Source organism: bacterium (genome assembly GCA_035527515.1).
Lineage (GTDB): Bacteria > B130-G9 > B130-G9 > B130-G9 > B130-G9 > B130-G9.
This window is the reverse complement of sequence record DATLAJ010000123.1, coordinates 1-20,419: the sequence shown is the minus strand read 5'-3', so window position 1 is coordinate 20,419 and position 20,419 is coordinate 1. Positions and strand designations below refer to the sequence as shown.

Sequence of the window (20,419 nt, the reverse complement as noted above, 5' to 3'; positions counted from 1 at the left end):
GTAATCGTCGTGTTTTGACCGTTTGTCAGCTGGGCTCAGCCCCGATCCGTCCACGACCTCTTGGATTCTCTCCGTAAGCTGCTGCTCTGGTGTGTTTGCGTAGAGCTCCAGTCGAGGACGAAGCGTCTCGATTCGCTGGATGATTGGCATGAGCCATTTGACAACCTTCTTGTGCGGATAGACCGTAAACAGTGAGGAATCGGCGCCGAGAACCCCCGGTTGGCCAGCCTCCAGCGATAGCGACTCAACCGCGTCTCGCTGCCACAAATAGCTCTGAGTCGCATCGATAATGCCGAACTCAGGATCAATCCCCGCCTCGAGCGGGAACCGCTGGAGAACCGAGGCGCAGAATGAGTGGATTGTGCCGATGTTCGAGTGTCGCATTGCATCCCGGGCTTGGCGCCAATCAGCGGCAAGTTGACCCGGGACGGCTGCTGTGTCCAGGGCATTTTTGAGGAGAAGCCGAATCCTTGTCCGCATCTCGGCCGCGGCCTTTTCAGTAAACGTTATGGCCACTATGGAGGACAGGTTCTCCGCGAGAGACTTGCGGGTCTTGCGCTGAAGCGACGACTTGAACGATTCGATGAACCTCGCAACGAGCACAGTTGTTTTGCCGGACCCTGCTACCGCGCGAAGCACGACATTACCGCGAGAGAAGGTCGCATCCCTCTGGCTTGCCGTTAGTCTTTGGATGAGCTGAGTATATTGATTGCTCACAACAAGGTGGTTCCCATCCTATAGCGCACTTGACCCCAGACGGGGTCTTCTACATACTGTCCTAAAATCGCACCAGGAGCACAAGCGGTCGTTGTCGTTTTTGGGACGGGGTGGGAATGACCCAGCCAGAATCGACCTAAGAACTCCAGAAACCACGAGAGGCAACTCCCGCACTGCTGCTTCAAGCTCATCCTTCTTTGAATAGTCTCTCATCCTCACCCCCTCCGTTTCCGAGAGGACGTAATAAGCTGCTGTCGCGTCGCATCGAAGTGCCTGGCCAATTGCTGCAACGTAGATGGGCAGCTGGAGCGAAGTTCCCTCCCTTATCTCCTTCGGTCCGGGGATGGTCCCTGTCTTGTAATCTAGCACCCGGTATATCCGCTGCCCCCCATCCGTCCGCATGTCCACGCGGTCAATGACCCCGTTGACCGCAACCATCTCCTCGCTTCCGTCAACCTCACACCGCAATAGCAGTGGCTCAGGCGAGAGAACTTCACCGGACCGGCCATGCCCCGTGACGGGGCCGAAAGAGGCCTCGAGAAGCGTGGGCTCGAAGCTGCTCTCATCGGCTGCCTCGCTCTCGATGAAGGCGTCGAGTAATCCCTGTTGCCCTAGCAGCAAGGAAGATACTCTCTCAGTTGGGGCGCCAGGAGGAACCCACAGTGGGATATGCTCCGTGGCGATCGCCCGGACCCGACTGCGAGCAGCGTCCCGGTTCTGCAACGTTACCCTCTCGATTGTCCCGTCAGGGCGCCTGCGGCCCCGGTAGAATGAGCACAACACCTTGTGGAGCAGCGTCCCAAGGTCCTTGGCCGCGATGTCGGCATCAAATTCATCCTCTGGTTTCAGCTTCAGAATTCTGCTGGCGAAGAACTTGAATGGGCACGTCAAGTAGTCATCAAGAGCCGCGCGGGAGACGTAGAACACACGGCGGCCGTGCGCCTGGGAGAGCTTCTCGTCCGTCAGGAGCTCGCGAATCTGGCCTCGCCACTGTTGGGAGATTACACCGTTCAATTCCGGCCCATCTCCAACCTGCGGAAGCGCTGACTGGACCCGTCTGATGATCCCGCGCGGGGTCGCATACGCTCCGGACGGGTCGGAAGAATCCTGTCCAAGTACCGTCAGGGCCTCAGGCAGGAGCTCTTTTGGGTGCTGCGATGGATTGCCACGCGCCAAAGAGCCGAGGGCGGCCTGCAGCTCTGTTGAGGCGTATGCACGGCCTCTGGGCATCTCGACATCCTGCCACCTCTGGGGCGCAATGCCGGCTGCGTCCTGTATCTCGAGAAGGGCTGTTGCGGGCAGGGAAGGCTTTTCATCGACGCTGCTAGGATAGGAAAACCACACCCGGCCGGACGCGCTCATAAGTAGAGCGTGCACGAGAAACTTGCTCTCGGCGACTTTCTCGTCAATGGCAGGGAGACCCAGCCGGGCTCTCGCCTCCTTCGGGAGGAAAACGTCCGCCCTGGTCGGTCCCGGGAAGCCCGTTTCGGTCAGGCCGCCGCAGAAGAGATAGTCGCAATCGGCGAGCCATGCTTCCTTGATCGGCAAGAGCCGGACACCTTTTGACTCCCTTGAGGTCGAGACGTAGGCATGTTTCAGCCCCATGAGAAGACCGGAATAGAGCATCCGAGGCGAGGCTTCTGACGTTCCCGCCGCCGAAAGGCCCAAGCAGACCTCCTCGATCGTCTTCACGAGCTGCGAAAGGGCTTTAAGTTCAGCCTGAAGCGAGCTGGTATCTCGCGCCTCGTGAAACGCAATCACCGTTCGGTCAAAGACCCGCAGTTCGGAGATCAGACCGAGGCAAGCGATTCTGAAAGCTTCGGGTGTACAAGGCCTCCCGAATCTCAGGTCTAGGGCCTCGAGAACCTGGACCAAAAACCCAGTCTGCTTGTCAGACTTCCTAAGTTGCTTGTCCCCTGCGCCAATCGCCTCTTCACGATTGCGAGATCGCTCAACCTGCCGGCGCAATGCAGCGAACCCCACACGGTAGCTATTCACACCCGCCTGGCCGCCGCCCTGTATCTTCGCCTCTTTTGTGCGGGCGTCGATGTATTCTACATCGATTCCACGTTGCCTCTCGCCATCAGCGCGCTTCAAGATGCCTTCAGGCCGCAGATAGGGGCTTCTTAGGAACTCGAGAACATCGCTGCGCCGAAACCCCTGTTGAACCATCTCGATGGTGGAAAGAACCGACCGCACACTCGCGGAGTGGGACGCTTGAAGCCTCTCTGGGCCCGCCACGGGGATGCCATACTGTCCAAAGACCGTCCGGAGGTCATGCTCCCGTTCGCTCAACTGCGGGAAGGTAACTACGATGCGCTCTGGCTCGCATCTTTCGTCAACGACCAGTCTCTTGATGGCTCTGGCCATTCCCTGAAACTCGTCTCTAGGGTCGTGCGCCTCAATGATCAAGAGCCCGGCTGGGTGCTCCCGCCAGGTCTGCGCTCCAGCCTCCGATACTTGCCCGCTCGTGCGGTCAGCATAGACGCTGTTCGCGATCGTGCGCCTTGCCTCATTCTTGGTCTCTTGCCCTGGGAGCGGCTCAATCCTCACGTCCACGTGCCCGGAGAGCGATTGAAGCCTGGCGAGAGTCCGCCGGGGCAGCTCGAAAACCTCATCTGACCCACGTGTGTCAATGTCGAGGCCCACCCACGTCTCTGGCAACACCTTGATGAGGCTCACGACCAGTTCTTCCTCCAGTGGCGAGAAACTGAAGAACCCATCAATGATCAACAGCTTGACCGCGAGCAGCCTTCTCATAAGGCCAACATGCCTCGCTCGGAGGCCATTGCATACCAGAGCGCCAGCGTGGCCCGGGGCTATTAGCCCATTGCTCTGCAATGTGTCCCGATACCGACTGTATAGCAGCAGCGCATCGTCCAGATGCTTCCATTCAATCATGTCCTTTTCGCCAATCGCTCGCCGGATGTCCGTCGCGTCCATGAGTGAATGCCTCTCAAACGTGTTGAAGAGCCTTCCGAGCGCAGCGCACATACCGCGACTTGTGGCAGACTCCCCGAGGGAGAAGAACGCTCCCTCATTCCTGGTGTTCTCGAGAAGCCCCATGAGCAACGATTCAAGCACGGCAACACCTGCAAGAGACCTCGGGTCCTGCATCGCGGAGAACAGGTCCTTGAAAAGACTGCCAAACGTCGTAAGCGGCCATGAGAAGAACCCGGGCAAGTCCTCCAGCATCGCCCTCTCTATCTGCTTGGCGTAGGAGAAACATGGGACGAGGTAAAGCAGAGTATCGGCGCTATCATGCTTGAGATGGCGTTTCAACTCAGACCAGAATATCTCTTTTTTGCCAGAACCGAGCGGCCCCGGAAAGATTCTTAGTAGCGGCATTTCTGACGTAGGATAGGTCTTGCGCCAATCAGGTTCAACCGCTTCGTGGCCGGGTCCGTCTGCACAATAGGTGCGGGCGTTAAACAAGTGTGTTGGTTTGAGCCCCTATCACTGGACGGTCCGCTGATTGTCTTCTTCGTGCAGGCGCAAGAACTCAACTGGCGCGCCAAGCGCGTCCCCACTCGCCACACCCAACATGCAGCCGAAACATCTTTTCAGGCGGGGGACATGTGTTCTCATCATGTGGCTTCGGCCACCCAATCCGGAAACCTATCCATCTCGCTTGACTGCCCGGATCGAGTAGTTTGTCTGGGTCATGTTGATCCATCGTGAGGCAGGCAAATCTCTGATGGCCGAAAGAGCCGCGTCCAGCTGGTGTCTCAATCCCTCCCTGATGCTCTCGTTCCGCAGCCCAGAAAGCCGCTCGACGGCCATCTTGTGGATACCGTCCGCATATTCAACATCGAGGCGCCTCTCGTAGTAGTCTGTCCGAATATCAGCAAAGCCGATCCCTTTCAACCACGTGGACACCAATTCAGCCTTGTAGTCCCTCGGTCTATCCTTCCAGCGCCTCGCCAGCACACTCGTCATCTGCGCCCAAAACACAAACTCCTGCATCAGAGATAGCACGCCGACCTTATTCACCGCTGGCGGCTCGATATCGACGATGAGCAGCTCGCCGCCGGGACGAAGCCAATTATAGATGTTGGCTAGGATGGGGAACTGCATCGAGGGCGCAAAGCAATCGATCTCGCCGATTAGGTAGTCGGCCAGTGCGAAATCGAATGAATCGGGCGGGGAAAGCCCACTATTGCTCAGATCGCCGAGAATGACATTGCCTTTGGTGTTAGGAAACTGTGCGAGCGCCTCGCGTGCAGGTTTTGCCTTCCTCTCATCTCCTGGGGCAGCCACGAGCACAATCTCCGAGGGCTCCTTCTCCAGCAAAGCTCTCGCGCTCGTCCTGCCGGTGCCTGCATCAAGCACTCTCTTGTCCTGAAGGCTGATTGGCCGCAGCACCTCTCTGAGCAAGTCGAGTTTCTCGGAGAGAACCAGTGGTCCCATATTCATCCCTTGACCGCGACGAATCCACCTCTTTGGCGTCAGCGTCCTCGAGATACCTCCTGCTCCTGTCTGGCTAGTTCATATAGCCGGAGCACGTTAGCCGTGCTGGACTCCTCCTTCACAAAGCACCTCTCTGGGGCCTGGCGGAAAGAAGTCAAGGTTCAGCTCCGAAATCCCCGATCCATCTGACAAACGGGTAGGCCTCGCTCGTCAGATTGTAAAGCTTGCGGTCTCCCGTGAAGAAATCGCATCCAAGTTGGCGGGCCAGATCAATATAAGAAAAGTCGTAAATGGAGCATTGACAAGCAATGGCATCAGACAACATCAGGTTGAATCGGTCGGGATGTTGTGAAACCAGACGAACACCTGATGCCAATAGGTGATGGAGGTCTCTCAGAGCGTCTTCTGGGCTCATCCTTGAGCTAGCGGCGGCGCTACGAAGAACGTTTACAACTTCATAAAGCCACAATACAGGGGCTACAAGTTCTATCGAACCACCAATCGCGCCCGAGAGAAGCCCGAGAACGGCCTCGGCATGATCTTCATCACGGAATTCCCATTTCAACGCGATGCAGGCATCAATCACAATCGCCCGTGGCACTAGCGCCTGCCCTCTTCCACAAGCTCCTTCACGGAACCCTCTAGCGGGGGCATTTCCATTCTGCGTCGCTTGAAATACTCGAGTATCTCCTTCTTTTTCTCCTCAGAGAGAACCGTTTGAGAGCTTTCCCCCGTCTCATCGGGAAAGATCACCAAGATGTCAACCGGACCCTGGAGGCCCCAAATGTCTGACAATTCCACCTTGCCATTCTCATAAACGCCCTTAACTGCTTTCATTTGCATTGCTCCTTTCAAACTAATCTGGACTGGTCCGTCTCTGGATGACCCGTCTTCGGCGCCAACTTGAAGTCAACCCGATAATACATCAGATCAATGTCCGGAGTCATCTTCAGGGCATAGAGGAGATTGGCGGTTCTTTTGAGGTTGTCATGGCTTTCTCCTACCCTAGCGATTCAGTCTCCCACCCCCTCTACGGCACCTCGATGCTGTCCAGAATCGTCTTCACGATGTCGTCGGAGGTCTTCTCCTGCGCCTCGGCCTCATACGTAAGGATGATCCGGTGCCTCAGGATGTCCGGCGCTATCGACTTGATGTCGTCAGGGATAACGTAGCCCCGATGCCTCAAGAAGGCGTGCGCCTTGGCCGCCATCGTGATGTAGATCGAGGCGCGGGGCGAGGCGCCGTATTCGATCAGCGATGTGAGATCGTGCAGGCCGTATCGGCCAGGAAAGCGCGTTGCGAAGACTATTTCTACGATGTAGTCCTTCAGCTTGTCTTCCATGTATATCTCGTTGACGAGCTTTCGCGCCTCGAGTATCTGCCTGGGCTCAACCACCGGCCTCACGCTGGGCTTCTCGCCCGTCGTCATCAGGTCCACTATTGCCCGCTCCTCCTGTTTGCTGGGGTACGTGATAAGCACCTTCAGCATGAACCTATCCACCTGCGCCTCGGGCAGCGGATACGTGCCCTCCTGCTCGATCGGGTTCTGTGTGGCGAGCACCAAGAACGGCTCCTCCAGCAGATATGTCTCCTTGCTGATCGTTACCTGTCGCTCCTGCATCGCCTCCAATAGCGCACTCTGGACCTTCGCTGGAGCACGGTTGATCTCGTCGGCCAATATGATATTGGAAAAGATCGGGCCTTTATGAGGCGCAAACTCGCCGCTCTTCTGGTTATAGACCATCGTGCCGATAAGGTCGGCCGGCAGAAGGTCTGGCGTGAACTGGATCCTCTGAAACCCGGCGCTTATCGTCCCCGCAAGCGATTTCACCGACAGCGTCTTGGCCAGGCCGGGCACGCCCTCTAAAAGAATGTGCCCGTCAGCCAGAAGCCCAATCAAAAGCCGATTTATGATCAGCTCCTGCCCGACAATTACCTTCCGAATCTCGCCCAAAATGTCGTCAACGAAAGCGCTCTCTTGCTTTACTCGCTCGTGCAGCTCCTTTATCAGAACGTCCATCGCTATGCTCCTTCTGTATGAGTTTTGGACAACTGTTTGTAGCTATAACAATTGACTCTGACGTACCGGGCAACCGCGGACCCCACCGCTGGTATCCGAGGCGAATAAGCCCCGATAGGGATACTGAGGAGAGGAGCGCTCTCGTTCGGCGATCAGTCGGTGATAGTGAACGGGAATAGGCTCGGCTCGCCTATGAACTCAATCTGGCCCGGCGGGGCCAGCGCGGCGGCGAACAGATAGCCTCCGGGGCTTTTCGGCACCGTTATCTGGAGGACCTCGGTCGGCCCGAAATCAAACCCGCTCGGCAGAACCACATTAGAGATCCAGGGGTATCTCCCAATCGCGAGGCCGCCGCTGGTGAGCGACATTATCGCACCGTCGGGCAGAACGAACGCGACGTAGGCGTCAACCGAGACATCTGGACCCGGATTATGCGCCTCGATGAACCCGACAAGGGCATCGCCCGGGGCAAACTGGCTGGAGTTGAGCGAGCACTCGATCTGTGGGTTCTGATCGAACGTCAACAGGTAGTGGTAGCCCATATCAACTATTCCGGTGTCTGGGACGCCATCTGTCCTCGTCGTGAACTTGTCGAGGCCCAGGGTCTCAGCTGTGTCACTCCCCGCATCAATGCAAGGGCTGTCGGCAGCCTGCCCCGCCTCCCGGCAGGATAGATAATAGTCCCCGAGCGGCCCTGTGGCGAAGAGCGGGTCCTCCGAGATGTTGCCCTCGCCCCCGCCGGTCCAGCCCCGAATGCAGGAATAGGTTATCGCTGCATCACAGTCAAAAAGCTCGGGGCCCTCCGGCGCCTCGTTGCCCCAGACGATGCAGTTGGTGATCGTCCCGTAGCAGTAGCAGAGCCCGCCGCCGCAGCCCGCCGCCGAGTTGGCGCTAATTGTGCAGTTGGTGATCGTCCCGTCGCAATAGATCAGCCCGCCGCCGGCCCACTTCGCAGTGTTGCCGCTGATCGTGCAGTTGCTGATCGTCCCGTCGCAGTCGTAAAGCCCGCCGCCGGCGTAGTCCGCCTCGTTGCCCCAGACGATGCAGTTGGTGATCGTCCCGTCGCAATATTCGAGCCCGCCGGCCGGGTTGCCGCTGATCGTGCAGTTGCTGATCGTCCCGTCGCAGTCGTAAAGCCCGCCGGCGTACGCGCCGCTGTTGGCGCTGATCGTGCAGTTGCTGATCGGGCCGTTGCACGCGGTAAGCCCGCCGTACGAGTTGCCGCTGATCGTGCAGTTGCTGATCTCGGCACGAGTGTAAGCCGGATCGGGCCACGTGTCCCCACCTAGAATTCCGCCGCCGTAGCCGGAAGCGCTATTGCCTCTGGTGATCGTGAACCCGGAGAGCACGCACGTCTCATCCTCCGTGCCCGCAAATGTAACCACGCTGCTGGCCCAGCGACCGTCAATGATCGTCGAGGCGACGACCTGTTCATCCTGGGGGTCGAGGGAACGCAGGGCTATGTTCTTGCCATCAAAACGGACGTTCTCATAGTAGGTCCCGGGATCCACGACTATTGTGTCGCCATCCACGGCTGCATCAATGGCATCCTGAATGCGCGTGAAATCGCCCGTCCCATCCCAGTTGACGTGATACTCAGCGGCATATACACCAAAGGCTGATAAAGAAAGAAGCAACCAACACATCCAAACAGGGCCAAACAACCCCTTCATCTTTCCCTCCCAATATGCAATATGCTTAAATTTGCACGTTTCGACTATCCCAGAATACCGTGCGCACCGTCGGGGTTCAATACTCGTTTTTGGAGTGCGGCGGCTTGACGCCGCTCTGACTCGCCGCGGCTTGACGCGGCGTTGCCGATGATTGATCGCCTCTCATTGTCGGCATCGGCTCTTGTAAGGTAAGAACATCAATCCATTGTAATGCGGTGTCGAGCCACCGCAAGAGAAAGCGGCGTCAAGCCGCCGCACTCCAAAATGTCATCGCTCTCGTTGACGGTTTCGCGGCCAGGGTTACATTGACATCAAGGCGGGCTTGAAGGCCGCTCACCGGACAACGTAGAACGGGAAGGGAACGCTCTCCCGTCCGGCGTCGTTGATGGCGACTATCGAAAGCAGGTAATCGCCCGCCGGATACCCCGGCGTGAGGACCATGCTCCCAGTGTAGCGCATGTCCCCGGCCACCTCGTCGTCGCCCTGACCGTCGTCATGCAAAGCTAAAACGCTGCCGCCCATGAAGCGAAGCTCCACCCGATCGATGCTCGAACTGTCCAGGAAATCATCGACGTCGGCGATGCAGACCAGGCTTCCGCCGCCCTCTTGTGTGATTGAAGTAGTGTCGAAGCCAGCCCTGATGATGACAGAGCTCATCGGATCGCCCGAGGCGCCCATCCCGGGATACACGCCCCAAAGGACGGCATTGGCTGAGAGCGCTGGGGGACCATCGATCCTCATGTAGGGCCAGACGTTGCTCGAGGCGCTCTGGGCATCTTCCGCCATGATCTCGAAGACGTAAACCCCAGCCGGGGCTGAATCTACATAGAACTGGTTGCCGTAAAGACCGTCGCCGTCGCCGTTGTCGTTGTGCTGACCGTCATCGAAGAGCGCGAGCGAGCTGATCTGCCCCTGCTCAAACGTGCTCACAAATGCGAGAACTGAGGTTATGTCTGAGGCGCCGTCGGCGTCATAGACCTCCGCCTGAACCGCTACGTAACCAGACTCTCCAGGGGAAAGGTGCTCGCCCACAAAGCCCGCACACTTGACCACCGGCGCGTTGTTTCTTACCCCTCGACCTTTGAGAGCGACCTTGCAGAACTCCTCATTGGGGTCTGGATCGTTCGTCTCGACGGTCATCGTGCCCGAGACAAGGCCGCTACTAATTGGCTTGAACCTGATGTTCACAAACAGGTTCTCGCCAGCCGGAATCGTTCGCGGAAACGAAGGCGTAGTAACGTAGAAGCTGGGCTTGTCGCAGGTCAATTGGTTGACAAGCAGCGGCAGCGCACCGATGTTGCTCACCCGAAGCACCCAGTCTCTGGTGCATCCGAGATTGACATCGCCAAAGTCGTAGCTCTCAGCGGAGAGGTCTAGGTCCTGCTCGGCCACAAGAGGGCTATAAACTGTCAGGAGCTTGTAGGTGATGAAGTACTCCTGCGCCGCAGTGCGCTGCTTTGTAACCCACGTGTCGTAAACAACTGCAAGATGACCCGCTTCGGGATTGGTGTAGTTGTATCCGCAGCCCATGATAGCATGCTGGTCATAGGCACCGGGGTCCATCTTGGTTATGGCAAAGACGGACGGGTCCCCCTCGTCGATCTTGTCCTTGTATATGCTGTAGTCCCGCTCGTCCTGGTAGATATAGCAATGAAAGCCCTTGTAGCCGTGCGCTTGAGCTACCCTCACGATCGCTCCCGCAAGCTGTTCGGTATAGACGCCATAGTCTTCCGTAATGCCACCTGATTCGGGGACGCCGCAGATGTCCGCAACCATATCCGCGAGCGTCCGCGGGATGTAGGGCGTGAAGGTCCCCGGCCCCTGCCAGACGAATGATTCCGCCTCGTAATGCAGATCGCGATAGCCCGCGTTGCCATAGTAACCGAGCACCATCGTGCCGGACGTGGGGCCGCACCCACGATACCAAGTGTAGCCCTCCGCCTCGGGAAGGACGTTGTAGTCGTTCTCTGACTTCACAGCCTTGCCCGATAACGCAGCGTCCCACATCCTTGCGAACGTCCCAGAAACCAAGCGCAGCCGCGCGCCAAAATCGTCCGAGAACTGCTGAATGGCGTTCAGCTCAACGAGTCTCCCACGCGAAAGATCGACCATATCCGATGGCGCCTCGAGAGCGATCTCAAAGTAGTCGAAACCGCCAACATAAACAGGAAGCCACGACCCGCCCGCATCGACCGACTTAAGCGCCTCGTGAGGCAAAAAGCCCCTGGCAACGCCGAGGTCCACCGGCGAACGTCCATTCGAGTACTCAATCAGTGGCGGGAAGTCGCGAGTGCCGCCGACCATAATGTAGCCGAGCGATACACCTCGCTTCTGAACGCTGAACTCGAGGGCGCTTGCCTCGAACTCGAGGTCATAGTAGGTGCGTTCAGGGACAACCGCGGCGCCGTCCCACTCGGGGTATTGCACCTGCCCAATAGCCCTGTAAGTTGAGGCGGCCTGCAAGGCCTCTTGCGGCGTGATTGGGAGGCCTTGGGAGTAGCCAATTGATAGGAATACAGCTAATGAAAGTCCGAGAAAGCAGAGAACAAAACAAATCTTTCGCGGTAAAAATCCCATATATTTCTCCTTATTCCTCAAATGAGGCTCTTGTCTAATCATCGACCGGTCCAAACCAGAAAACAACACGTCGTAATATGCGCTCGAGCTGCCGTGCGAGTCAAATGCCCCAGACCGCCGACTCTAGCTGCGCTGTCCGCGGTCGCGGTGAAGCCAGCAGCGTTGAGGGAACATTGCTGCTGAGAGAGGCTATACCGTTGCTTTTGACCTTTTGTGCAGATCGCTCTTCAGGCAATTTACAAACTGTCGGCGACCGCCTAAGATGCCGCAAGACAAGCAATCGCTGTCTTAAGGAAAGAGAGAATGGCAAGCGGGTTACAGACGCAAGAGAATAGCACCAAGGAGGAAAGACGCGAGGCGCTGAGGGCCATCGCGTCTTTCTTTTGGCTATATAGGCGATATACGATCTGGGGTATAGTCGCTCTCCTCGTCGTTGACGCGGCGCAGCTGATCACGCCGCTGATCATCCGGAGCCTCGTTGACCGCATAACTGGTGGCACGGTTCGCCTGTCAGACGTTCCCTTGTTCGCCCTCGCTATATTGGCCGTTGGCCTTGTAGTTGCTGGGTGTCGGTTCGCTTGGTTTTTGCTCTTGATCGTTACTTCTGAGCGCATCGCTCGGCGGATTCGGGGCGAGTTCTTCACGCATCTTCTGTCGCTGTCGCAGCGGTTTTTCCACGTCAACAGAACAGGCGACCTGATGGCTCGCATCTCGAACGATACTGAGGCGGTGAGAATGGCCTGCGGGCTGGGGATCATCACGATAGTGGACGGATTTCTCTTCGCGGCCGCGGCGATCGCTCTAATGGTGCATCTGAACGCGAGCCTAGCGCTCTACGCCCTGATCCCGCTACCGGTGTTGACGGCTGTCGTGGTGAAGTTCGGTCGGCTGGTCCACTCGCGCTTTCAAGCGGTTCAGGCGCGGGTCTCGGACATGATGGAGAAGATTAGGGACGCGTTCGCTGGCATACGTGTAGTCAAGACCTTCTGCCAAGAGGCGGGTGAACTGGAGCGCGTGAGGGATGTCAGCCGGGATTACCTGAAGGATAACATGCGGCTGGTGAAGGTCTGGGGGGCGTTTTTCCCTCTTATCTGGCTTCTCGCCGGCCTATCAACCGCCATCGTATTCTACAAAGGCGGCAAGGGCGTCATCCTCGGCGAGATGTCTGTGGGAACCTTCTTGGCCTTCTCAATTTATTTGGAGACATTAACCTGGCCGATGATCGCACTTGGGCATCTGATAAACCTGCTCCAACGCGGCACTGCGTCAATGGTGCGCATCAACCGGATTATGAACGTCAAGCCAAAGATAATTGATGTGCCCGACCCCGTGGAGCCCGCAAGTTTTTCGGGGCTGGTCGAGGTCAAGAGTCTTACCTTTGCCTATGATGCCAACCTTCCAAATGTGCTCAAGGATGTAACCTTCCGGGTCGAGCCGGGCAAGACGCTGGCGATTGTCGGACGGACTGGCTCCGGCAAGAGCACCGTTGTCCGCCTTCTGTTGCGCGAATTCGATCCTCCGCCTGGCTCGCTTCTGATCGACGGCATCGATGTCCGAGAGATGAGGATGCAGACTTTGCGGAGCCTCTTCGGCTACGTGCCTCAAGATTCGTTTCTGTTCTCGGAGACCGTCAGGGAGAATATCGCCTTCAGCAACGAGGAGCTTGGCGAGGGGTCCGTCAAGGAGTTCGCGAGGATGTCGGCCATTGACAGGGACATAGCAGAGTTCCCGAAGGGATATGACACGATCGTTGGCGAGCGAGGCGTGATGCTGTCAGGTGGGCAGAAGCAGCGCGTCGCGATAGCTCGAGCGTTGGTCAAGAACCCTTATATCCTGCTGCTCGATGATTGCCTCTCCGCCGTTGATGCTCAGACCGAGGCGCAGATACTTGACAGCCTAAAGGAGTCCATTCGCGGCGTCACGACAATAATCGTCTCGCACCGGCTGTCGGCGGTGCAGCTTGCTGACGAGATCGTGGTCTTGGATGAGGGCGAGGTGAAACAGCGCGGCACGCACGCCCAACTGCTCAAGGAAGGCGGCATATACGCGGCGCTTTTTGCAAAACAACAGATTGAGCAAAGGCTTGAGAGAGATGTGTAGCAAATACATGGTGGGCGCTTGGCGGCAAGCCCGGGGCACGCGAGCCGACCAGTGCTGTCGCAGGCAGAAGGGATTCAGGAGAAAGGGGAGGTTGCCCTAAAAAGTAAATGCAAAACGATTACTTCCCTGAGGATGCTCTAGATAGGCCCTATGACTGGCGGCTTATGAAGCGACTGCTGTCGCACGCCAAGCCATACTGGCCGATCATCGCGCTTTGTGTGTTTCTGGTCATTCTGAGTGCGACATGCGACGTCTCTCTCCCATATCTGACGAGGCTCGCTATTGACCGGTATGTGGCTGTCGCAAGCAAGATGATAACGATCGATGACGACTCGCTTCGAGCACGTATCTACGAGCGGTACAAAGACCTGTTAGTCCCGGTCTCAAGGACGCAGTTCCTCATAGATACGAGACACACAGAAGGTCTGCTCGCTGCCGACCTGAAGCTTCTCAGGGACAGTAACTTGATGGGCGACAAGCGCATCTACGTCATTCTTCGGGCTGAGTATCCGAGCGACAAGTGGGAGAAAATCGCGCTGGTATGTCGTGCGAGCGGGTTTGCAGAGTTTGACCGCGGTTTCCACGCCGAGGTTGGCAAGCTGAACAGGCTGCCCGTCCATGACCTGATTGCGCTTCGCGGAAAGGACCTGGGCGGGCTTGAGACGCTCGGCATCATTTTTCTCTCGATACTTCTGCTTAATTTCGTCATTTCCTATGCGCATGTTTATCTCATGCAGTTCGCCAGCCAGCGAGTCCTCTTCGATCTCAGGGTCTCGCTGTTTGACCACATCCAGAGGCTCCCGCTCTCGTTCTTCGACAAGTCCCCAGTCGGACGCCTAGTCACTCGGACGACCAACGACTTCTCTGCGCTCCAAGAGATGTTGGGTGAGATACTGATCATGATAATCAAGGACGTCTTGATGGTTGTCACGATTGCCGGGGTCATGCTTTACATGAATGTGAGGTTCGCCCTAGTCGCATTTGCCATCTTGCCGCTTGTCATATACGTCTCGGTCATCTTCCGGAGAAAAGCAAGAAGCGCCTACCGCAAGATCAGGGTCAAGATCGCCAAGATGAACGCCTTGTTCGCGGAGTTCCTCTCCGGAATGAGCGTGATCCGGGCGTTCTGTCAGGAGGAGCGAATCAACGGAAAGTTTCGTGACATAAACGATGAGGTCTTCTCTTGGCGGAAGAAACAGCTCAAGATCGTCGCCATCTTCAGGCCGAGCGTCTGGATTCTGAACAGCCTCGCGGTTGCGGCTATCGTCTGGTACGGCGCCGGCCGCGTTATTCAAAACGAGGTTAGCCTCGGCATTTTAGTCGCATTTATCAGCTACATAGGCATGTTTTTCAGACCTATTCACGACTTGACGCAGAAGTTCAATATCATTCAGGCGGCGATGGCCGCGTCTGAGCGTATTTTCCAGCTTCTGGACAGAGAGGAGGAGCCCAGTGTCGCAGAGCTCCCCCAGCTCGCGAGTCCAAGGGACACAAGCGTCGAGTTTAGAAACGTTTGGTTTGCCTATAACGGAGAAAACTGGGTTCTGAAGGACGTCTCGTTCAAGGTCAGGCCCGGCGAGACCGTGGCGATTGTTGGCGCAACCGGCGCCGGCAAGACGACGATGACCAGCCTGCTGTCGCGGCTGTATCCGCTTCGCAGGGGCAAGATACTTATCGATGGAACAGATGTCGCGCAGCTCCCTCTCGAGGACCTCAGAAGAATGATTGGCATCGTTCAGCAGGATGTCTTTCTCTTCTCTACCACAGTCGGTGGTAATATCAGGCTCAACGAGCCAAATATCGACGATGCTACCGTCCTGAGATGCGCCAGAATCGCCCGTGCGGAGCGACTTATCGAGCGCCTACCGAAAGGACTCGACGAGCCGGTCGTCGAACGAGGCGCAACCCTTTCGGCCGGCGAGAAGCAGCTGCTTGTCTTCGCCCGCGTCATGGCGTTTGATCCTAAGATACTGGTGTTGGATGAGGCGACATCTAACATCGACCCGGAGACCGAGTCGCTCATCCAAGAGGCGCTGGCAAACCTGACCAAGGGCCGAACATGCCTCATCGTCGCCCATCGCCTCAGCACGATAGAGCATGCTGACCGCATCCTCGTTCTGCACAAGGGGCGCTTGCGCGAGGAGGGTACACATCGCGAGCTGCTCGAGAAGGGCGGCATCTACTACGACCTGTATAGGTTGCAGTATGTGTAGCGCTCTGCGCATCGTCAGTGTATGCCAACTGACGCCATAACTTCATATCTCTCAGAGGTCCAACGGCAGCTCGGGATTGATCAAGCAGGCGAGCATTCTTACCGACCGGCGTTGAAAGCACTGATTGAATCCTTTGACACCACGATCGTAGCTACCAACGAGCCCAAACGTGTCAGATGCGGCGCTCCTGATTTCATCATCACGAGGGCTCAAACGCCTTTGGGCTACGTCGAAGCGAAAGACGTTCGGGAGAATCTGGACCGGGCTGAGCGAACCGAGCAGATAAGGCGCTACCTCGACAGTCTGGGCAATCTGATCTTGACCGATTATCTCGAATTCCGCTGGTATCTGAACGGGGAAACTCGCATGGCCGGTCGGCTTGCTCGTGTCACGCCCACGGGGAAGCTGCAAAGGGACCCCCAAGGTGCCGAGGCTGTCTCTAGACTCGTCAAGGGGTTTCTGTCAGCTAAAATCCCTTCAATCGGCAGCTACAAGGAGCTTGCGGCTCGCATGGCCGCAATCGCTAGACTGCTTCGGGAGATCATCGTAAAAACCTTTGAGGATGAGGACAAGGGCGGGTCACTTCACACTCAGCTGCAAGCATTCAAAAGGGTTCTGCTTCACAACCTCCAACCTGACGGGTTTGCCGACATGTATGCCCAGACCATCGCCTACGGTCTGCTTGCCGCGCTTTTCAATCACGATCGGTCGAAGCACGGCGATTTCAATCGTCGAACGGCCGCCTACGACATCCCCAAGACTAATCCCTTTCTCATCGAGATGTTTGACTACTTCGCTGGCCCTCTACTTGACGACCGACTCACTTGGGCGGTCGATCACCTCGCGGCACTTCTCAATACGGTTGACATTGGGGCCTTAAAGCAGGACTTCCAGAAGCTCACCGGAAAACAAGACCCAGTGTACCATTTGTACGAGACGTTCCTTGCCGCCTACGACCCTACTTTGCGGCAGAAAACAGGAGTCTATTACACGCCTGAGCCTGTCGTCTCCTACATTGTTCGGAGCGTCGATCATATCCTGAAGGAGGATTTCGGCCTTGCTGACGGCCTGGCGGACACCACCAAGATAAAGCTTCAGGACGGCCGCGAATGTCACAAGGTCTTGATACTTGACCCCGCCTGCGGCACGGGCACTTTCCTACATGGTGTTATCGACCGAATCCACGAGCACCTCGTCAACAAGGGTCAGGCCGGGCTTTGGCCGGGCTACGTCTCTGAACACCTGTTGCCGCGACTCTTCGGCTTCGAGCTGCTCATGGCGCCCTACACCGTGGCGCACATGAAGCTCGGCCTTCAGCTTCAGCGGACCGGCTACGACTTCAAGTCCGGCGAGCGCCTGCGAATATACCTCACCAACACACTTGAGAAAGCGAAGACATCTACCGAACCGGAGTTGTTTGCCAATCTTATCGCCAAGGAAGCGAATGCCGCCAGCGAGGTCAAGGCCGACAAACCGGTCATGGTGATCATCGGCAATCCACCGTATTTCGGGCATTCAGAGAACAATGGCGAGTGGATAACGGGGCTTATTGAGGACTACAAAGAAGTTGACGGAGAGAAACTTCGTCTTGGTCAGCCGAAATGGCTCCAAAATGACTACGTCAAGTTCATCAGGTTTGCGCAGGACAAGATCATGCGGACTGGATACGGAATTCTGGCCATGATTACGGACCACAGCTACATCGACAGCGGCACATTCGTCGGAATGCGGGCGAGCCTCCAAGCGTCATTTGACAAGATCTACGTTCTCGATCTTCACGGCAACGCCAAGAAGAACCGAAACAGGACTGATTTCGACCAGAATATCTTCGACATAACACAAGGCGTCTGCATCCTGATCGCAGTGAAGAGCCATGAGTCAGCTCAATCTAAATATGTCGGCACCTATGGCGACACCAGAGGCCCAATAGAGGTTAAAGAGAGGTTTCTCGAGGGCAAATCGGTGAGCAACATACGATGGAGGACTGATCCATCTCAATGCAAGCCTCCATTCTACCTGTTCGTCTCCTCGGACTGGTCGCACTTGGAGGAATACGAGGCGCAGATGAGCGTGCGAGATGTTCTGCCTGGAGCTTATGCTGATGAAAAGGCCAGAAGAGTCGGGACTGGATTTGTGTCCACCCACGACGAATTTGCGATCAGTTTTTCCGTTTCAGAGATGAGGGACAAAATCCGATCCTTCTTGTCAACCTCCTCAGAATCCGAGGCCAGGAGCATGTTCAGGCTCTGTTCTCAAAACCAGTGGAATTACCGAAGGGCCAAGGATGGCTTGGCTGGCACCAATTGGGAAAGCCAAATCCGCAAAGTGCTATATCGTCCCTTTGATTGGAGGTTCACAGTTTGGAATCGGAACGTCTGTGTTCATCGCAGGGTAAGAGTGCACAATCACCTTCGCGAGGATAACATCCTTCTCTGTGTGGGACGGGCAGGCAACGTTATAGGCTTCGACGAGTGGGACCTTGCGTTCGTCTCTGCCTTTCCAGTGGACATCAACTGCTTCTACCGAGGCGGGTGCGCCGCGCTCCCGCTCTATCTCTATCCCGATGGCCCCCTTCCCAGCAGCTTGTTTGAACATCAAGAAGGGAGGCGACCCAACTTCTCCAAGGAATTTGTCTTGAAATTGTGCAAGGCCTTGAAGACCGCCTACCATCCGGATAATGCAAAGGCAGCGCAAGACGGCATCACGGCCGCGTCAGTCTTTTACTGCATTTATGCGTTTCTCTATTCTCGCGGGTACCGCGAGCACTATTCTCGATTTCTTATGATTGACTTCCCACACGTGCCCATCCCGCCAAATGTGCAAGTGTTTCACGAACTGGCGGCGCTAGGCGAAGAACTTGTTGGTCTGCACATTATGACCAAGTTCGCACCGATTCGGACGTGCTATCCCATTGTCGGCGACAATTGCGTGGAGAAAGTGCGATATACCGAGCCCGGTCAGGGGGCAGAGACAGGCCGAGTCTGGATCAACAGGACGCAGTTTTTTGAGAACGTCCCGCCCGAGGTCTGGAGCTTCCATGTGGGTGGCTATCAGGTCTGCCACAAATGGCTCAAGGACCGCAAAGGACGCCTTCTCACCTTTGACGACCTGACGCATTATCAGCACATCGTATCCGCACTCGAAAGAACGATAGAGTTGATGTCAGAGATCGACAGCACGGTCGGCCGGCATGGCGGCTGGCCGATAAAGTAGTCTTAAGAACCTCAATCGCTAGCGTATAGAATAGCTCGCAAGATCGCCCTGACCCGCGCGCCTGCGCTAGCTGCTTTGCGACCGTGCTGACGAGGCCAATCGGAGCCTGCACATTGTGCTGCTACTTCGGAATGTCAGGCATGGGGAAGCGCGCGAAACCCATCGAGAGCTTCGGCGAGCGCGTCCTGGCCTTGGAGGCCGTGAATATCCAGCCACAGGCCGGGATATTGCTGAACGAGGCGAACTCTCCCGCAGGCGTCAGCACGGCCAGCCAGAAGTAGTTGCCAGGCTCGATTCCGGGCAAGGTAAGCGAGAATAGCTCAATAGGTCCAACTGTCTCGCCCTCTCGCAGCGGAATGCCTCTCGTGAATGGGTCTGGCATCTTTGACAACGATGGATAGAACAGTGTATCGCCAGTCGGCAAAGTTATCCCCACGTAGAGATCGACCGATTTGGCAAGGCCCGGATTCTCTATCGTTCTTGACAGCGACATAAGATCGCCTTCTCTGAATGTTGAGCCATTGAGCGAGAGGCTGAGCCGTGGTGGCCCATCGATCGTGAACGACTCGGTCGCCGAGTCGCCCATTTGTGTGAGCGTGCCCTCCTGGCAGAAGAGCGCCATGAAGGAGCATTGGCCCGGATCGAGCTTCGGAACGATCACGTCGATGATGGTTGTTCTGCCGAGCCTGTATCCGGGATAGAGCTGTATTGAAGGAATGAACGGACCCGGTATGGTCGAGAAGCTCGGGCAGTAAAGGTGCCAATCCCCCGGCAAGAACACGGAGACATAGAGGTCCGCAGTCGTGCTTGGGCCTGCATATTCCGCCTCGACCTGGGCTAGGAATCTGTCGCCCTCTTTGAACGAGGCGGCGTTGAGCACGATCGTGGCCTGGGGCTGTGCGTCCTGCTCGAAACCCGAACCCGTGAGGCTGATGTTACAGCTGAGCGTGTTGGTGTCGTTTGAGGTTATCGTCAGCCACCCGTCGCGCCGTCCAACCTCCTGCGGTGAGAACTCAACGTCAAGTTGATACGTGCCCCCTGACTGAATCGTGATCGGCGTTGTGTCGCTGCACGAGAAGTCGCCAGAGGTCTTGATCTCACTGATGACAAGCGTGCTTCCGCCAGAGTTCCCAATTCTTAGAACCCAGACCTTGTCCTGCCCTATGGCCGCCTCGCCGAAGTCGTGAGACATGTCGGCCGGCGAGATGACCGGTATTGAGGACTGGTAATCCGTATGGCACAGTGGGATGTCCGCCGGCGTGCCTCGGTTGCCGAGCGAGTCGGTGCCTGTGGCACTGAATTCGTAAATGCCGAACCCGTGCGAAGGCACAAATGTGAACGCCCCGGAGGCGCTGCTCGAGGACGCGTAGGATTTCCACGTCTCGCCCTTGGTCTCTGATTCAGACTGGAACCTGTAATAAAGCGTAACCTGGGAGACGCCAGACAGCGCATCGTGCGCCTCGAATTCTAGCGGGATGGGTGAAGTTGTAGTCGCC

12 protein-coding genes are annotated in these 20,419 nt (G+C 56.8%); 3 read left to right on the top strand and 9 right to left on the bottom strand.

What is annotated here, in order from left to right:
• From VM163_09825 to VM163_09790, 8 genes are all read right to left on the bottom strand, one after another.
• Positions 1-717: UvrD-helicase domain-containing protein (locus tag VM163_09825; GenBank protein HUT04174.1), on the bottom strand; the 717-nt coding region annotated here is incomplete at its 3' end.
• A gap of 18 nt (positions 718-735) precedes the next feature.
• Complete coding sequence (locus VM163_09820) at positions 736-4,065, bottom strand: PD-(D/E)XK nuclease family protein (protein HUT04173.1); 3,330 nt, start codon at positions 4,063-4,065, stop codon at positions 736-738.
• A 270-nt stretch (positions 4,066-4,335) separates the two neighbouring features.
• Complete coding sequence (locus VM163_09815) at positions 4,336-5,127, bottom strand: class I SAM-dependent methyltransferase (GenBank protein HUT04172.1); 792 nt, start codon at positions 5,125-5,127, stop codon at positions 4,336-4,338.
• 154 nt (positions 5,128-5,281) lie between these two features.
• Positions 5,282-5,728 (bottom strand): type II toxin-antitoxin system VapC family toxin, encoded by a 447-nt coding sequence (locus VM163_09810; GenBank protein ID HUT04171.1) that lies wholly within the window; start codon positions 5,726-5,728, stop codon positions 5,282-5,284.
• Positions 5,728-5,964: a hypothetical protein gene (locus VM163_09805; GenBank protein ID HUT04170.1), complete on the bottom strand. Its 237-nt coding sequence runs from the start codon at positions 5,962-5,964 to the stop codon at positions 5,728-5,730. Before VM163_09805 ends, VM163_09810 begins: the two co-directional genes overlap by 1 nt.
• Positions 5,965-6,157: 193 nt before the next feature.
• Positions 6,158-7,147 carry an AAA family ATPase gene (locus VM163_09800; GenBank protein HUT04169.1) on the bottom strand — a complete coding sequence of 330 codons (990 nt, stop codon included), beginning with the start codon at positions 7,145-7,147 and terminating at the stop codon, positions 6,158-6,160.
• A 152-nt stretch (positions 7,148-7,299) separates the two neighbouring features.
• Positions 7,300-8,820: a right-handed parallel beta-helix repeat-containing protein gene (locus VM163_09795; protein HUT04168.1), complete on the bottom strand. Its 1,521-nt coding sequence runs from the start codon at positions 8,818-8,820 to the stop codon at positions 7,300-7,302.
• A gap of 333 nt (positions 8,821-9,153) precedes the next feature.
• Entirely contained in the window at positions 9,154-11,283 is a 2,130-nt protein-coding gene (locus VM163_09790; protein ID HUT04167.1) for a choice-of-anchor D domain-containing protein, read from the bottom strand.
• A gap of 417 nt (positions 11,284-11,700) precedes the next feature.
• On the opposite strand from VM163_09790, the gene VM163_09785 reads away from it, so the two are divergent.
• The 3 genes from VM163_09785 to VM163_09775 all read left to right on the top strand — a co-directional run bounded on the left by VM163_09785 (position 11,701) and on the right by VM163_09775 (position 18,923).
• Entirely contained in the window at positions 11,701-13,497 is a 1,797-nt protein-coding gene (locus tag VM163_09785) for an ABC transporter ATP-binding protein (protein HUT04166.1), read from the top strand.
• Between the two features lie 164 nt (positions 13,498-13,661).
• Positions 13,662-15,710, top strand: a complete 2,049-nt coding sequence (locus VM163_09780; protein ID HUT04165.1) for an ABC transporter ATP-binding protein — start codon at positions 13,662-13,664, stop codon at positions 15,708-15,710.
• A gap of 21 nt (positions 15,711-15,731) precedes the next feature.
• On the top strand, positions 15,732-18,923 hold the full coding sequence (locus tag VM163_09775) for a type ISP restriction/modification enzyme (GenBank protein ID HUT04164.1): 3,192 nt from the start codon (positions 15,732-15,734) through the stop codon (positions 18,921-18,923).
• 121 nt (positions 18,924-19,044) lie between these two features.
• Here VM163_09775 and VM163_09770 read toward each other — a convergent pair.
• On the bottom strand, positions 19,045-20,419 hold a 1,375-nt coding region (locus VM163_09770; GenBank protein ID HUT04163.1), incomplete at its 5' end, for a choice-of-anchor D domain-containing protein.

What these genes read in the sequence shown, in the direction of transcription:
- VM163_09780 (HUT04165.1), top strand. Translation starts at nt 13,662, where the DNA reads ATGAAGCGACTGCTGTCGCACGCCAAGCCATACTGGCCGATCATCGCG.
- VM163_09800 (HUT04169.1), bottom strand. Translation starts at nt 7,147, where the DNA reads ATGGACGTTCTGATAAAGGAGCTGCACGAGCGAGTAAAGCAAGAGAGC.
- VM163_09795 (HUT04168.1), bottom strand. Translation starts at nt 8,820, where the DNA reads ATGAAGGGGTTGTTTGGCCCTGTTTGGATGTGTTGGTTGCTTCTTTCT.
- VM163_09805 (HUT04170.1), bottom strand. Translation starts at nt 5,964, where the DNA reads ATGAAAGCAGTTAAGGGCGTTTATGAGAATGGCAAGGTGGAATTGTCA.
- VM163_09775 (HUT04164.1), top strand. Translation starts at nt 15,732, where the DNA reads ATGCCAACTGACGCCATAACTTCATATCTCTCAGAGGTCCAACGGCAG.
- VM163_09815 (HUT04172.1), bottom strand. Translation starts at nt 5,127, where the DNA reads ATGGGACCACTGGTTCTCTCCGAGAAACTCGACTTGCTCAGAGAGGTG.
- VM163_09820 (HUT04173.1), bottom strand. Translation starts at nt 4,065, where the DNA reads ATGCCGCTACTAAGAATCTTTCCGGGGCCGCTCGGTTCTGGCAAAAAA.
- VM163_09785 (HUT04166.1), top strand. Translation starts at nt 11,701, where the DNA reads ATGGCAAGCGGGTTACAGACGCAAGAGAATAGCACCAAGGAGGAAAGA.